General features: G+C 59.7%; 16 protein-coding genes. 10 read left to right on the top strand and 6 right to left on the bottom strand.

The window, feature by feature from the left end; genetic code table 11:
• Window positions 1-38: 38 nt before the first annotated feature.
• Both ACR0IM_RS07475 and ACR0IM_RS07470 read right to left on the bottom strand, forming a co-directional pair.
• Window positions 39-959: a manganese-dependent inorganic pyrophosphatase gene (locus ACR0IM_RS07475; protein ID WP_480681342.1), complete on the bottom strand. Its 921-nt coding sequence runs from the start codon at window positions 957-959 to the stop codon at window positions 39-41.
• A gap of 111 nt (window positions 960-1,070) precedes the next feature.
• Window positions 1,071-2,051 carry a TraB/GumN family protein gene (locus tag ACR0IM_RS07470; protein WP_480681341.1) on the bottom strand — a complete coding sequence of 327 codons (981 nt, stop codon included), beginning with the start codon at window positions 2,049-2,051 and terminating at the stop codon, window positions 1,071-1,073.
• Window positions 2,052-2,174: 123 nt separating this feature from the next.
• Between ACR0IM_RS07470 and ACR0IM_RS07465 the strand changes: the two genes are divergently transcribed.
• The 6 genes from ACR0IM_RS07465 to ACR0IM_RS07440 all read left to right on the top strand — a co-directional run bounded on the left by ACR0IM_RS07465 (window position 2,175) and on the right by ACR0IM_RS07440 (window position 7,901).
• The gene (locus ACR0IM_RS07465) at window positions 2,175-2,849 is read left to right on the top strand and encodes a DUF2161 domain-containing phosphodiesterase (protein WP_480681340.1); all 675 of its coding nucleotides are present in this window, start codon (window positions 2,175-2,177) and stop codon (window positions 2,847-2,849) included.
• Window positions 2,850-3,001: 152 nt separating this feature from the next.
• Window positions 3,002-3,289, top strand: a complete 288-nt coding sequence (gene groES, locus ACR0IM_RS07460) for a co-chaperone GroES (RefSeq protein WP_039523824.1) — start codon at window positions 3,002-3,004, stop codon at window positions 3,287-3,289.
• 53 nt (window positions 3,290-3,342) lie between these two features.
• Window positions 3,343-4,983 carry a chaperonin GroEL gene (gene groL / locus ACR0IM_RS07455; protein ID WP_480641042.1) on the top strand — a complete coding sequence of 547 codons (1,641 nt, stop codon included), beginning with the start codon at window positions 3,343-3,345 and terminating at the stop codon, window positions 4,981-4,983.
• A 115-nt stretch (window positions 4,984-5,098) separates the two neighbouring features.
• Window positions 5,099-5,941, top strand: a complete 843-nt coding sequence (locus tag ACR0IM_RS07450; protein ID WP_480681449.1) for a DMT family transporter — start codon at window positions 5,099-5,101, stop codon at window positions 5,939-5,941.
• Between the two features lie 38 nt (window positions 5,942-5,979).
• Window positions 5,980-6,753 (top strand): esterase/lipase family protein, encoded by a 774-nt coding sequence (locus ACR0IM_RS07445; protein WP_480681338.1) that lies wholly within the window; start codon window positions 5,980-5,982, stop codon window positions 6,751-6,753.
• Window positions 6,750-7,901, top strand: a complete 1,152-nt coding sequence (locus ACR0IM_RS07440) for an alpha-D-ribose 1-methylphosphonate 5-triphosphate diphosphatase (RefSeq protein WP_480681337.1) — start codon at window positions 6,750-6,752, stop codon at window positions 7,899-7,901. The genes ACR0IM_RS07445 and ACR0IM_RS07440 overlap by 4 nt, the downstream gene beginning before the upstream one ends.
• On the opposite strand, the gene ACR0IM_RS07435 is transcribed toward ACR0IM_RS07440, so the two are convergent.
• The 4 genes from ACR0IM_RS07435 to ACR0IM_RS07420 form a co-directional block, all read right to left on the bottom strand.
• Window positions 7,902-8,969: a 5-(carboxyamino)imidazole ribonucleotide synthase gene (locus ACR0IM_RS07435; RefSeq protein ID WP_480681335.1), complete on the bottom strand. Its 1,068-nt coding sequence runs from the start codon at window positions 8,967-8,969 to the stop codon at window positions 7,902-7,904.
• Entirely contained in the window at window positions 8,966-9,727 is a 762-nt protein-coding gene (locus tag ACR0IM_RS07430; protein WP_480681333.1) for an NAD(P)-binding domain-containing protein, read from the bottom strand. Before ACR0IM_RS07430 ends, ACR0IM_RS07435 begins: the two co-directional genes overlap by 4 nt.
• Complete coding sequence (gene purE / locus ACR0IM_RS07425; RefSeq protein ID WP_170440806.1) at window positions 9,724-10,209, bottom strand: 5-(carboxyamino)imidazole ribonucleotide mutase; 486 nt, start codon at window positions 10,207-10,209, stop codon at window positions 9,724-9,726. Before purE ends, ACR0IM_RS07430 begins: the two co-directional genes overlap by 4 nt.
• A gap of 65 nt (window positions 10,210-10,274) precedes the next feature.
• The gene (locus ACR0IM_RS07420; RefSeq protein ID WP_170325931.1) at window positions 10,275-10,499 is read right to left on the bottom strand and encodes a YdcH family protein; all 225 of its coding nucleotides are present in this window, start codon (window positions 10,497-10,499) and stop codon (window positions 10,275-10,277) included.
• Window positions 10,500-10,663: 164 nt separating this feature from the next.
• On the opposite strand from ACR0IM_RS07420, the gene ACR0IM_RS07415 reads away from it, so the two are divergent.
• The 4 genes from ACR0IM_RS07415 (at window position 10,664) to ACR0IM_RS07400 (ending at window position 13,137) form a co-directional block, all read left to right on the top strand.
• On the top strand, window positions 10,664-11,077 hold the full coding sequence (locus ACR0IM_RS07415) for an Hsp20 family protein (protein WP_480590255.1): 414 nt from the start codon (window positions 10,664-10,666) through the stop codon (window positions 11,075-11,077).
• Between the two features lie 5 nt (window positions 11,078-11,082).
• Window positions 11,083-11,307, top strand: coding sequence for a DUF1150 family protein (locus ACR0IM_RS07410; RefSeq protein ID WP_170423088.1), 225 nt, complete (start codon window positions 11,083-11,085; stop codon window positions 11,305-11,307).
• A gap of 85 nt (window positions 11,308-11,392) precedes the next feature.
• Window positions 11,393-12,280 carry a PhzF family phenazine biosynthesis protein gene (locus ACR0IM_RS07405; protein ID WP_480681331.1) on the top strand — a complete coding sequence of 296 codons (888 nt, stop codon included), beginning with the start codon at window positions 11,393-11,395 and terminating at the stop codon, window positions 12,278-12,280.
• Window positions 12,277-13,137, top strand: a complete 861-nt coding sequence (locus ACR0IM_RS07400) for a hypothetical protein (protein WP_480681330.1) — start codon at window positions 12,277-12,279, stop codon at window positions 13,135-13,137. The genes ACR0IM_RS07405 and ACR0IM_RS07400 overlap by 4 nt, the downstream gene beginning before the upstream one ends.
• The last annotated feature ends 42 nt before the right edge of the window (window positions 13,138-13,179 follow it).

Genomic DNA, 13,179 nt, shown 5'->3' with positions numbered 1-13,179 from the left:
AAGGGCGCCCTAAATGAGTTACTTATGGTGCGGGTGTCTCAGACCTTGAGGTTCGGAATGATCTGCTTTTTGCGGCTCATGATGCCGGGCAGAACAACGGCGTCGCCATCGACCGATGCGCCAAAGCTCTTTTCGGCCACGCCTTTGACCAGATCGTTCGGCACCAGCAGGGTGGCTTCTTCGTTCAGGATGTCGACCACGAAAAGCAGAACTTGGTCAACACCGTCTTCCGTCGCGACATTTACCATCGAGTCGGCCAGGCTGGCCTTGCGATCCAGCACGACGCCCGGCGCCGTGGTTTCCAGAACCGAGACACGGAACTTGGTGCCGTCGACCTCGTATTCCTTGCTGTCCATGCGGATCAGTTCGGCGTCCGAGAAAGACGATACATCCGATTTTGCGGCAAACATGTCGGCGGCATAGGCAGACACGTCCAGACCCAGATCAGCCGCCAGTTTCTCGGCCACTGCGCGGTCGTGCGCAGTGGTGGTGGGTGAACGGAATTCCAACGTATCCGACAGGATGCAGGTTAGCGCTGCTCCCTTGATGGCGTCGGGCATCTTGGCCGCGTCGTCGCCCATCAGGTCGACCATGATGGTGGCGGTGCAGGCCAGAGGGCGCACGGTAATGTCGATCGGCCCTTTGGTTTCCAGACCGCCGACCAGCTTGTGGTGGTCTATGATGGCTTGGATATCTGCGCTGTTGATGCTGGCGGGCAGTTCTGCCGGGTTGTTGGTGTCGACAATGACAACCGGCGCGTCTGCTTTGACGTCATCGATGATGCGCGGCTTGGGCAGGTCCCAGCGTTGCAGCATGAAGGCGGCTTCGGTGTTTGGTTCGCCCAGCAGAACGGGCTCGGCTTGTTCGCCTTTGACTTCGTTCAGGTACCACGACCACAGGATCGGCGAGCCTGTGGAATCGGTGTCGGGGGATTTATGGCCAAATACAAGAGTTGTCATGTCAGCGTCCTGAGGATGATAATTTTGCGCGCCTTATAGGGCGCTCCGCCAGGCTTGTCACCCGGCAGAGTTTACGCTGCGACGGTTGGTCTGACTTTCGCTGGTGTCAGGTCAAAATGGCGCGCGGGTCAGGGTGTATCCGGCCTGTTGCAACTGGTTCAGCAAACCATGTGTGTCACTCAGGTGTCCTGCACCTACCGCTATCACTGCTGTCCGAACCTGAATGTTCAGAATTGGTTTCATCCAGTTGTTGTTGCGTTCGACAAGAAGTTGCTGTTCGAAGTCGCTCCATTCCTCGTCGAACACTTCGGGCGAAAGGCCTGAAAAGTCGCGCCCCATGATGCGGGCCAGTTGCAGTGCCTGTGCGTGCTGTTCGTCGATATAGGCGTTGGTCATGGTCGCCATCTGATCTTCGCTGTTTTCGAAGGCACCGGCCATTCTGGCAAGCGATTGAGCCTGTTTTTCGATGGGGTGGATGTCAAACATGGCCATCAGGTCCTCGATCCGCTCCAGCGAATGCTGCGGGATGCCCCGGTCTTCGGCCAGAGCGTTCAGGCGGGCATCCATGCCGTGATTGGCATCCGGATCCTCGATCATGCAAGGCGGGATGCTCAGCATCATGCTTAGGAACCAGGGCCGCATTTTCGCACCCACCCAGCCCGGTATTCCCCGTTCGGCCAGGTTTGCGGACAGGGTGGTCCAATCTTCTTCGGGCAGGAGGTCAATCAGGGTAGGGCCGGACGTGATCATGATCGCGCTCGGGTCGGTGGCAAGTTTCTGCTCCCACGCTTTCATTTCGTCTTGGGTGACTTCGAAATAGAAAGCATCGGCTTTGCTGAGTGTCGGCGTCAGGCGTTCTACAATCGCGTCCATGCGCGGATCATTGAGGTGCATGGTTCCGATCAGATGCAGTATCGTGTCGCCCTTGGTTGCGATCCAGTGGTTGCCTTCGGGATAGGGGACACCTTTAAGGGCCTGTTTCAGTTCCGCCCGGGCCGCGGGTGTCAGATCTGCCGTCAGATCACGCCCGTCGCAAGCGGCCTGAACCGTGACGGGCAGCAGTAAGCAGGTCAGAAACAGGAACAGGCGCATTCGTATCATCCCGGTTGTGTCAGTTGGTGCCGAGATTGACCCGATGCCCGGCATTGTGCAAGGCGGAACAGGGGTTTGCACGCGACCTCTGGCATTCTGTGGCAATTCGCCTAGCATGTGGTCATGGACCGCGAGCAGGATCTCTATCCGCCCATCAAGGCGCTGCTGGAGCGTCAGGGCTATACCGTCAAAGGTGAAGTTGGCGCGGCTGACATCGTCGCTGTGCGGGGTGGCGATGCGCCTGTGATCGTGGAGCTCAAACTGCGGTTTACTCTGGCGTTGTTTCATCAGGCGATCACGCGGATGAAAGTGACCGACCAAGTTTATATCGGGGTTTGCAAACCTAAAGGGCGCACGGCCCGGAGGGCGTTGAAGGACAACCTTGCCCTGTGTCGCCGTTTGGGTCTGGGGCTGATCACCGTGCGGGCCGATGGCGTGGTAGAGGTGCAATGTGACCCCGGCCCCTTTGCGCCGCGCAAGAACAAGGTCAAGGCCGCGCGCTTGCTGCGTGAATTCGACCGGCTGGAAGGCGACCCCAATTCGGGTGGAGCGACCCGGCACGGGATTGTCACGGCCTACCGCCAGGACGCTTTGAAATGCGCGGCTCATCTGGCCGAATGCGGTGCCACCAAGGGGGCCGAGGTGGCAAAGGCGACCGGAGTGCCCACCGCCACACGTCTGATGCGGGAAAACCATTATGGCTGGTTTGACAAGATCGATAAGGGCATTTACGCCCTGTCAGAGGCTGGCAGTGACGGGCTGAAACATTGGGCCTATAGCTGGGAAAGCACTGACTGAAGCGAATTGCCAAAAAAATCCATCACAGCTTGTTGACTCGAGGATTTGGACCCCCTAGCTATGCGTCGTTATCACTCTCTACCCTTGAGTGCTAACGCCTCGCCAGTCGGCGAGGGGAGGATAATAAACTTTGAGCCCAAGGAGCTGCAAAGATGGCATTGAAACCGCTTCATGACCGCGTGCTGGTTCGCCGTACCGAAAGCGAAGAGAAAACCGCAGGCGGCCTGATCATTCCCGACAGCGCAAAAGAAAAGCCCAGCGAAGGCGAAGTCGTCGCAACCGGCGAAGGCGCACGTAAGGACAGCGGCGAGCTGATCGCAATGGCTGTTAAAGCTGGCGACAAGATCCTGTTCGGCAAATGGTCAGGCACCGAGGTTCAGGTCAACGGCGAAGAGCTGCTGATGATGAAAGAAAGCGACATCATGGGGATCATCGAGTAAGCCGCGCGCTTCTCTGATCTTCATTTCCAACACATTTCTCAAGGAGAAACGACATGGCTGCAAAGGACGTCAAGTTCGACACCGATGCCCGTAACCGCATGCTGGCAGGTGTGAACATCCTGGCCGATGCTGTTAAAGTGACCCTGGGCCCCAAAGGCCGCAACGTGGTTCTGGACAAATCCTTCGGCGCACCGCGCATCACCAAAGACGGTGTTTCGGTTGCCAAGGAAATCGAACTGGAAGACAAGTTCGAAAACATGGGCGCGCAGATGGTGAAAGAAGTCGCCAGCCGCACCAATGACGAAGCAGGCGACGGCACCACCACCGCAACGGTTCTGGCACAGGCAATCGTTCGCGAAGGTCTGAAGCAGGTTGCTGCTGGCCTGAACCCGATGGATCTGAAGCGCGGCATCGATCTGGCAACCGCCAAGGTTGTTGAAGGCATCAAAAACGCCTCGCGCGAAGTGAAAGACTCGGCAGAAGTTGCTCAGGTTGGAACCATTTCGGCCAACGGCGAAGCCGAAATCGGCCAGCAGATCGCAGACGCGATGCAGAAGGTTGGCAACGAAGGCGTCATCACCGTCGAAGAAAACAAAGGTCTGGAAACCGAGACCGACGTTGTCGAAGGTATGCAGTTCGACCGTGGCTACCTGTCGCCGTATTTCGTCACCAACGCAGACAAGATGATCGCAGAGCTCGACGACTGCATGATCCTGCTGCACGAAAAGAAACTGTCCTCGCTGCAGCCGATGGTTCCGCTGCTCGAGCAGGTGATCCAGTCGCAAAAGCCGCTGCTGATCATCGCTGAGGACGTTGAAGGCGAAGCGCTGGCAACTCTGGTTGTCAACAAACTGCGCGGCGGCCTGAAAATTGCTGCTGTCAAAGCACCGGGCTTCGGCGATCGCCGCAAAGCAATGCTGCAGGACATCGCAATCCTGACCGGTGGTCAGGTCATCAGCGAAGATCTGGGCATGAAGCTCGAGTCCGTCACCATGGACATGCTGGGCACCGCCAAGAAAATCGAAATCACCAAAGACGAAACCACCATTGTCGACGGTGCTGGCGAGAAAGCCGAGATCGAAGCACGTGTTGCTCAGATCCGCACTCAGATCGAAGAAACCTCGTCGGACTACGACCGTGAGAAGCTGCAAGAGCGCGTTGCCAAACTGGCAGGCGGTGTTGCTGTTATCCGCGTCGGCGGCATGACCGAAGTTGAAGTGAAAGAGCGTAAGGACCGTGTGGACGATGCTCTGAACGCAACACGCGCTGCTGTTCAGGAAGGCGTTGTTGTCGGCGGTGGTGTTGCTCTGGTTCAGGCCGGTAAAGCACTGGAAACTCTGGAAGGTGCAAACGCTGACCAGAACGCAGGCATCAACATCGTTCGCAAGGCAATCGAAGCACCGCTGCGCCAGATCGCTGAAAACGCAGGTGTCGACGGTGCGGTTGTTGCGGGCAAAGTCCGTGAATCTTCTGACGCAGCCTTCGGCTTCAACGCGCAGACCGAAGAATATGGCGACATGTTCTCGTTCGGAGTCATCGATCCGGCAAAAGTTGTCCGTACCGCTCTGGAAGATGCGGCATCGGTTGCTGGTCTGCTGGTCACCACCGAAGCGATGGTTGCCGACAAGCCGCAGAAAGACGCACCTGCCGCTGGCGGCATGCCCGACATGGGCGGCATGGGCGGCATGATGTAAGCTGCTTAGGCCATAGTGCTTAGGAACGGGGTCGCCTTTGGGCGGCCCCGTTTTTTTTACGCGCCGCGCAGGAATGTGGATGTCCAAGTCGCCGAGGAACGGCTATGCGATTGATATGCGTCTGTTTCTGCTCACCGCTCTGACCATGTGCGCTTTTGCGGCGAACTCGATCCTGAACCGTCTGGCAATCGACAGCGGTGCCAGCGATCCCGCCGGGTTCGCGGTTGTGCGGGTCGTGGCTGGGGCTGTGGTGCTGGTCGCTCTGGTCTGGCTCAGGGCAGGGCACCTGCCCCTACGCAACCGGCGCCGGATCGCGGGGGCAGGGGCTCTGTCGCTCTACATGATCGGGTTCTCGCTTGCCTACCTGACGCTGGACGCCGGGCTGGGGGCGTTGATTCTGTTCGGCGTGGTGCAGATCACAATGTTTGCGGTGACCTCTGCGATGGGCAGCGCGCCAACCCACCGTCAGATAGCCGGTGCCGTGATTGCACTGACAGGGTTGGCCTATGTGCTCTGGCCGACCGGCGCGGTACAGGTCGACCTTGCGGGCGCGATGCTGATGACGGTCGCGGGCGTGGGCTGGGCAGTTTATTCGCTGGTTGGGCGGTCTGAACCGGACGCCTTGGCCGGTACGGCGGCCAATTTCGTCGTCGCGCTGCCGGTCACGGCACTGGCGCTTTTGGCCAACGGAGCAGAATGGCGGGTGACCGGTTTGGGCTATCTGCTGGCAGCCGTTTCCGGCGGCGTCACGTCGGGGATGGGCTATGCGCTTTGGTATCGCGTCTTGCCGCAACTGGCACCCACCACGGCGGCGGTGGTACAACTGAGCGTTCCTATCATCGCCATTCTTGGCGGCGTCCTTTTACTGGGTGAGGTCGCCAGCTGGCGCTTGTTATTAGGGGCATTGCTGGTTCTGGGCGGCATTACGCTGGCCGTCCTGCGCCTGAAACCGCGCTAGGGGTTTCATCACCCGCGCTTAAGGCTTATCTGGCCGCTATGAGGTATCTGACCGCCCTGCTTTTGTTTCTTGTTCCGGCCGTGGCCCAGGCGAAATGCGTGGTGCTGCTGCACGGGCTTGCACGGACCGAGGCGTCGTTCACCGTTATGGAACAACTTTTTCAGGCGCACGGGTACACCGTGGTGCGCCCCGGCTATCCCTCTACCGATCTGCCGATCCCGGAACTGGCTGACCAGACTTTGCCGGATGCTTTTGCGGCCTGCGGAGACGACACGGCGAATGTCGTCGCGCATTCGATGGGCGGCATTCTGTTGCGTTATTGGCTTCAGGATCACCATCCCGAAAACTTGGGTCGCGTGGTCATGCTTGGCCCGCCCAATCAAGGCAGCCAACTGGTCGATGAATTGGGCGCCTGGGAGGTGTTCGGCATGTTGCATGGTCCGGCCGGGCTGGCGCTGGGCACCGGCCCTGAAGGCGTACCACGCCAGTTGCCGCCGGTGGATTTTGAACTGGGCGTAATCGCGGGAGAAAACTCTTTGAATCCGGTGTTTTCGTCAATGATCGACGGCAGGGATGACGGCAAGGTGTCGGTCGAGACGACGAAGGTCGAAGGGATGAAAGATCATATCGTCCTGCCGGTGACCCATACGTTTATGATGAACAATCCGCGGGTCATGGCGCAGGTGCTGCATTTCATCGAATTCGGGCAGTTTGATCCCCAGATCACCTGGCTGGACGGGGTGCTGGATGTCATCGACGAAATCTGCATCGGGCAGGATTGCTCGGAACCCGCTTCGGAGCCATCGCAATGACCGCCTTGAACCTGACGCTGACCGGCGCAGAGGTACTGTTACCGGAACAGGGCCTTGTACCCTCCGACTTGGCCATGGCGGAGGGCGTCATTCAGCCGGGCCTCACTGGGCAGGTGATCGACCTGTCCGGCTACCTCGTGCTGCCCGGTATCATCGATCTGCACGGAGATGGGTTCGAGCGCCATATCGCGCCGCGGCGCGGGGCGATGAAGCAAATGGACGAGGGCATCCTCTCGGTCGAGGCTGAACTGGCCGCCAACGGTATCACTACCGCTGTTCTTGCCCAATTCCACAGTTGGGAGGGCGGCGTGCGAGGTCCCGAGTTTGCGGGGCAGGTTTTTGACGCCATTGCCGCCGTCAAGGATCGCGTCGTGACTGACCTGATGCCTCAACTGCGGTTTGAGACGCATATGCTGGACGACTATGCGGGCTTGCCCCAACGTATTGCCGAGTGGCAGGTGCCCTATGTGGTGTTCAACGACCACCTGCCGCATGACCGTCTGGCCGAGCGACGCAAGCCGCCGCGCCTGACCGGGCAGGCGCTCAAAGCCGGGCGCAACCCGGAGAAACATTTCGAGTTGTTGCTTTCTATGCATGACCGTCGGTCCGAGGTACCTGCGGCGCTGGACGCGCTGTGTGCGATTCTCGCCAAGCAGGGCGTGCGCATGGGCAGCCATGACGATGCCACCGCGCAATCCCGCGCTGACTGGCGCGCCCGGGGGGCACGGATTGCCGAATTCCCAGAAACGCTTGCGGCCGCCGAGGCCGCCCGTGCCGCTGGAGACTACATCATCTTAGGTTCGCCCAATGTAGTACGCGGGAGCTCGCACAAGGGCAACGTCAGCGCGCTGGACCTTATCACGATGGGGTATTGCGACGCGCTGGCCTCAGACTATCATTACCCCAGCCCCAGACGGGCGGCGCTGATGCTGGCTAAGTCCGGGTTGGTCGACATGGCAGGGGCTTGGGCGCTGGTGTCCTCGGGACCTGCACGTGTGTTGGGATTGCATGACCGGGGCACGCTGATATCGGGCCAGCGCGCCGATCTGGTCATTTTGGATGCTATTACCTACAGGGTGGCCGCCACGTTGGCAGCGGGGCGGGTGAGTTACATGGCAGGTGATATCGCGGCGCGTTTCGTGGGCTAGTTACCGTGCGATACGGTTGAAATGACCCATTTTGCGACCGGCCTTGACCTCGGCTTTGCCATAAAGATGCAGAGCCACGTCGCGCTCCCGCGCCAATTCGGGCACCCGGTTCATATCGTCGCCGATAAGGTTCTCCATGACCACATCCGAATGCCGTTGCCCGTCACCCAGAGGCCATCCGGCCACCGCACGGATATGCTGTTCGAACTGATCCACAGCACAACCGTTCTGTGTCCAGTGACCCGAGTTGTGTACACGCGGCGCGATCTCATTCACGATCAACCCTGCGGGTGTGACGAACAGCTCAACCCCCATGACACCCACGTAATCCAGCGCGTTGAGGATATTGGCGGCCAACAGCACCGCATCCGTACGCTGTGCGGGGCGCAGGCGAGCAGGGACCGTCGTAGTGTGCAGGATACCATCGCGGTGCACGTTCTCGCCGGGGTCGAAACAGGCGACCTGTCCGTCCATACCACGGGCTGCGATGATCGAAATCTCGTGGCTGAACTCTACGAACCCTTCAAGGATCGACGGCGCGCCAGCCATATCGGCCAGGGCGGCTTCGGCGTCTTCAGGCGCACGCAACCGCGCCTGTCCCTTGCCGTCATAGCCAAAGCGGCGGGTTTTCAGGATAGCGGGCGTGCCGATCTGAGCGATCGCCGCGTTCAGACTGTCCAGATCGGTGATGTCGGCAAAGGGTGCTGTTTGCAGACCCAGCCCCTGCAGAAAGCTCTTCTCGGTCAGCCGGTCCTGACTGACCCGCAGCGCCTCTCGCCCCGGGCGGATCGGGCGGTGGGATTCCAGCAGGTCCAGCGCCTCGGTCGGGATGTTCTCAAACTCATAGGTGATGACGTCGACCGACTCGGCAAAGGCGCGCAAGGCGTCCGCGTCGTCATAGGCAGCGGTTGTCACCCGGTCGGCCACCTGCCCGGCGGGCGGGTTGGTGCCGGGCTCAAAGATATGGGTCACAAATCCCAGACGAGCTGCTGCCACGGACAACATCCGGCCCAACTGACCTCCGCCCAGGATACCGATCTTCGCACCGGGTTGTAGTGTGTCGGTCATTCTTTCGTCTCCAACCGTGATCCAATCGCCGCCAGGGTCGCGCGCAACACATCATGGGCGCGACCGGACTGCAATCCATCCGTCATCTGCAGGCTCAGCGTTCCTTCGGTCGCAAGGGCGTCGCGCTCTGTGGCCAGTCGCCCCGACTTACCCGTCTCCATCGTGGACAGGAACCCTGACAGCAATTGTGTTGTGTAGAATTCGGCAGCATCGGCGTCGCCGGTTTGTTCGGTCAGCCACGCCGCACCTGTTGCTATCAGGTCAAGCATTCCGGGGACCATCGCGCAAATTGCGAAATGCGCATTCAGCGCCGCCTCGTCCGAGACTGCGACGACCGGGTTTTCCGGTTGGAACAAATCGGCCAGCAGAGTGTCATTTCCAAAAGCTGCCAACGGGCACCCGCCCTGCAGCAGGAAGCCCAAAGGGATCGTCTGCACGAAATCCGAGGCCGGGGCGCAAAGTTGCGCCAGTTGCTGCGCCGATACCGCAGCCATGACCGATACGATTTGCTGGTCGGCGCGAAACCTCAGGGTTTCAAGAATGCCAGGCGCAATCTGCGGACGAAGGCACAGAAACACGATGTCCGAGATATCGATAACGGATTGGGCATCGGTGACCGTCACATCCAGTTCGGCCTTAAGGGCCGCCGAAACGTCGGTGTTGCGTTCAGTGACGGCTATGGAATGCCCTTTCGAAGCCAGAAACCGAACCATCGGAGCCGCAATATGTCCGGTTCCGATAAACCCGATCCGGCTCATCCTTGTGGCTCCTCGGGGATCGAGGCCGACAACGCCTCACGCCACGCGTCCAGCCGCTGTGCCAGCGCGTCGTCCTGCAACGCAAGTATGCCGGCGGCCATCAGGCCCGCATTTGCACCGCCAGCCGATCCGATCGCCATTGTTGCCACCGGAAAACCCTTGGGCATCTGCACGATGGAATACAGTGAATCGACGCCCGACAGCGCGCGCGTCTGTACTGGTACACCAATCACCGGCACCCGCGTTTTCGAGGCCATCATGCCCGGCAGATGTGCGGCCCCTCCGGCCCCGGCAATGATCACATGCAGGCCGCGTGAAACGGCGGTCTTGCCATAGTCCCACAACCGGTCAGGAGTACGGTGTGCCGAAACGATGCGTTTTTCATATGCGATGCCCAGCTCATCCAGAATGTCTGCGGCTTCTTTCATCGTGGGCCAGTCCGACTGGCTGCCCATGATGATCCCCACTTTGACGTCGCTCATCCGCTTGTTTCCCTGCCTTCCGAAAGAGCGCGCACTATAGCCAAATCCAAAATCGTGGCAATGCGTCAGGCGATGATGTCAGGGGTCAAACGGTCTTCGATCAGACGAATGATGTCCTTCAGCCGCAGTTTCTGCTTTTTCAGCCGCTTGATCGTCAGTTGATCGGCTGTGCCGGTGGCTTGCAGCGCTTCGATTGCTTCGTCCAGATCACGGTGCTGACGGCGGAAAACCTCCAGTTCAACCCGCAAAACCTCGTCTGTTTTCATCGAAAGATCGGTGGGCGCGTTCATGAGCGACTCAGTGCCTTTTGTGGTGCTTGAAACACAAGATAGTGTGTCAGGCTTTATCCGGCCAGACCTTGTGGACATCCCTGCATATTCCCATATTCTATTCTACGCGGTTGCCAGAACGGGGCCGCACCACACGTCGCTTTGACAATAAAGGACGAAAATACGTGTCGAAACTTACTCTTGGCTCATACCCGCATCTTTTGGGGTTCGAGCAGCTGGAACGTCTTCTGGAACGGTCTGCAAAGGCTGGCAACGAAGGGTACCCGCCCTACAACATCGAGCAGACTTCGGATTTTTCGTACCGCATCACCCTGGCGGTGGCCGGTTTTGCGGAGGAGGATCTGTCGATCACCATCGAGGATCGCCAATTGGTGATCCGGGGCCGTCAACACGACGACAGCGAGGGGCGTATTTTCCTGCACCGTGGCATCGCGGCGCGTCAATTCCAGCGCATGTTCGTGCTGGCCGACGGTGTTGAGGTGGGCGAGGCGATCATGGAGAACGGTCTGCTGCATGTGGACCTGACCCGCGCCGTGCCGGAAACCGTGGTGCAAACGATCAACATAAGAAAGGGGTAAGAGCAATGAATACACCGATTGAGCTGAACACCGAGGGCGACCGGATCGTCTATGTGAAAGCTGTCGACGTCGCTGATCTGCCTCGGGAAGTGCGCGAGCAGGCGGGCGATCTGGATCAGCTTTATGCCGTTCACGATTCCGACGGTCAGCAACTGGCACTGGTCGCCGACCGCAAGCTGGCTTTTGTTCTGGCGCGCGAACATGACTTTTCGCCGGTGGCCGTCCACTGAGCCACGCGATTTCCCCGTGACATCTGCTGCCCCGCAGGCGAGATATGCGGACCTGAAGCGGTTCGCATATCGGAAGGGGCGAGATATGAGCTGGTTTGACTTTGACTGGGTAGACGCCTTCAGCGACCGTGCCTTTGGCGGAAATGGCTGTGCTGTTGTCCACGGCGGGGCGGTGTTGTCGCAGCAAGTCTGTATGGCCTATGTTCGCGAAACCTCTCTGGTCGAATGTACGTTTACCGGACCCTCCGATGTGGCCGATATCCGGGTACGATATTTTCTGGCCAGCCGAGAGATTCCCTTTGCCGGGCACCCCACCATCGCCACTGTGGCCGCGATGCGGTCGCGCGGCCTGTTTCAGGGCGACACGCTGACTTTGGAGACCGGCGCCGGGATCGTCTCGATCCAATTGAACGGGGACGAGATCGAGATGACGCAAGTCGCGCCGCAATTCGGAAATTCAGTACCGGCGGATCTGGTCGCCGCCGCAATTGGCCTGCCGGACGGCGCCATCATCTCTCCGCCGCAATTCGTATCCACTGGACTGCCATTCTGCATCACCGTTTTGCGCGATCATGAGGCTTTGCGCACCGCTAAGCTGAACGAGGAAGCGTTGCACAAGATCACCAAACTGGCCGGATTTTCCGGGTCGGACATGGCCGAACCCTTCCTTGTCACGCTCAAAGGCGCGACTGACGCAGGTGATACGTTCTCGCGCCTGTTGATGGCGCCACCAAGCCCGCCCGAGGACCCGTTCACCGGATCGGCCACCGGCGCGATGGCGGCCTATCTGTGGAAACACGGGTTGATGCCCAAAGATACATTCACAGCCGAACAGGGGCACGATATGGGGCGGCCCGGACAAGCGACCGTCACCCGTGTTGGTCCGGCGGATGCAATGACGGGCATCAAGGTCGCAGGTCGCGGCCATGTGCTTATGCGCGGTCAGGTCGACCTGCCTGAGGCCGGGCTATGATCCATCCGGCGATTGCGATTTTGCCCTATGGGCACCGGCTGGGGCCAAAGTTGGCCTCGGTCCCGTTGTCGGAACTGATCTGGCCCGAGGGCTGCCCCGACCGCCTGACCGGCAAGACGGTTGGTGATCTGGAGCCCACCGATCACCTGATCATGTACCCGAACTCGACCGTGCATCTACGCCTGCGTCGGGGCACCCGCGCGCGGATCTCTCTTATGATGGGAGAGCCGTCGGCCATCCACGCCAAACACGACCGGATGCTGCGCTATACTTGGTGCCGGTTTTTCCGGGTGCTGACGTTTCATGATGTGCTGCTGCAGAGCATTCCGAACGCGGTGTTCCTGCCCTATGGCGTCACCATGGTGCCTGACTGGCAGGATCTTGATGTCAGTAAATCTAAATCCTGCTCGCTGATCGCCTCGGCCAAGCGCGACCTGGAGGGTCACCGGCTGCGTCATTCGGTGATCGACTGGGTGCGGGAAACCGGCGCGGACGTGGATATCATGGGGCGCGGTTATACGCCCTTTGATCGCAAGTCTGACGGGCTGGTCCCGTATCGCTATTCCGTAGTGATCGAGAATGTGCGGGAACGGAACTATTTCTCGGAAAAACTGACGGACGCGATACTGTGCTCGACGGTGCCTATCTATTGGGGCTGTCCGAATATCGGGGATTTCTTCGATACGTCCGGCATGATCCTGTGTGAATCCGAGGGCGATATTCAGCATGCAATTCAGGTAGCTTCGGCCGAGGACTACGTTGCCCGCCTGCCGCACCTGCGGGCGATCCAGCCCCAAGCGGCCGAGTTCGGAGAATTCGAAGCCCGCGCCGTCGCCGCCATCCGCGCTGAACTCTGACCACGAAAAAAGGCCCCCGCGATGCGAGGGCCTTGGAATGAT

It is taken from the genome of Ruegeria sp. BF6 (assembly GCF_056538665.1).
Note: the sequence above shows the minus strand (reverse complement) of the source record. Positions and strands in the feature narration are given on the sequence as shown.

Coding starts and splice junctions, on each gene's coding strand:
- ACR0IM_RS07475 (WP_480681342.1), bottom strand. CDS start 959: ATGACAACTCTTGTATTTGGCCATAAATCCCCCGACACCGATTCCACA.
- ACR0IM_RS07470 (WP_480681341.1), bottom strand. CDS start 2,051: ATGCGCCTGTTCCTGTTTCTGACCTGCTTACTGCTGCCCGTCACGGTT.
- ACR0IM_RS07465 (WP_480681340.1), top strand. CDS start 2,175: ATGGACCGCGAGCAGGATCTCTATCCGCCCATCAAGGCGCTGCTGGAG.
- groES (WP_039523824.1), top strand. CDS start 3,002: ATGGCATTGAAACCGCTTCATGACCGCGTGCTGGTTCGCCGTACCGAA.
- groL (WP_480641042.1), top strand. CDS start 3,343: ATGGCTGCAAAGGACGTCAAGTTCGACACCGATGCCCGTAACCGCATG.
- ACR0IM_RS07450 (WP_480681449.1), top strand. CDS start 5,099: ATGCGTCTGTTTCTGCTCACCGCTCTGACCATGTGCGCTTTTGCGGCG.
- ACR0IM_RS07445 (WP_480681338.1), top strand. CDS start 5,980: ATGAGGTATCTGACCGCCCTGCTTTTGTTTCTTGTTCCGGCCGTGGCC.
- ACR0IM_RS07440 (WP_480681337.1), top strand. CDS start 6,750: ATGACCGCCTTGAACCTGACGCTGACCGGCGCAGAGGTACTGTTACCG.
- ACR0IM_RS07435 (WP_480681335.1), bottom strand. CDS start 8,969: ATGACCGACACACTACAACCCGGTGCGAAGATCGGTATCCTGGGCGGA.
- ACR0IM_RS07430 (WP_480681333.1), bottom strand. CDS start 9,727: ATGAGCCGGATCGGGTTTATCGGAACCGGACATATTGCGGCTCCGATG.
- purE (WP_170440806.1), bottom strand. CDS start 10,209: ATGAGCGACGTCAAAGTGGGGATCATCATGGGCAGCCAGTCGGACTGG.
- ACR0IM_RS07420 (WP_170325931.1), bottom strand. CDS start 10,499: ATGAACGCGCCCACCGATCTTTCGATGAAAACAGACGAGGTTTTGCGG.
- ACR0IM_RS07410 (WP_170423088.1), top strand. CDS start 11,083: ATGAATACACCGATTGAGCTGAACACCGAGGGCGACCGGATCGTCTAT.
- ACR0IM_RS07405 (WP_480681331.1), top strand. CDS start 11,393: ATGAGCTGGTTTGACTTTGACTGGGTAGACGCCTTCAGCGACCGTGCC.
- ACR0IM_RS07400 (WP_480681330.1), top strand. CDS start 12,277: ATGATCCATCCGGCGATTGCGATTTTGCCCTATGGGCACCGGCTGGGG.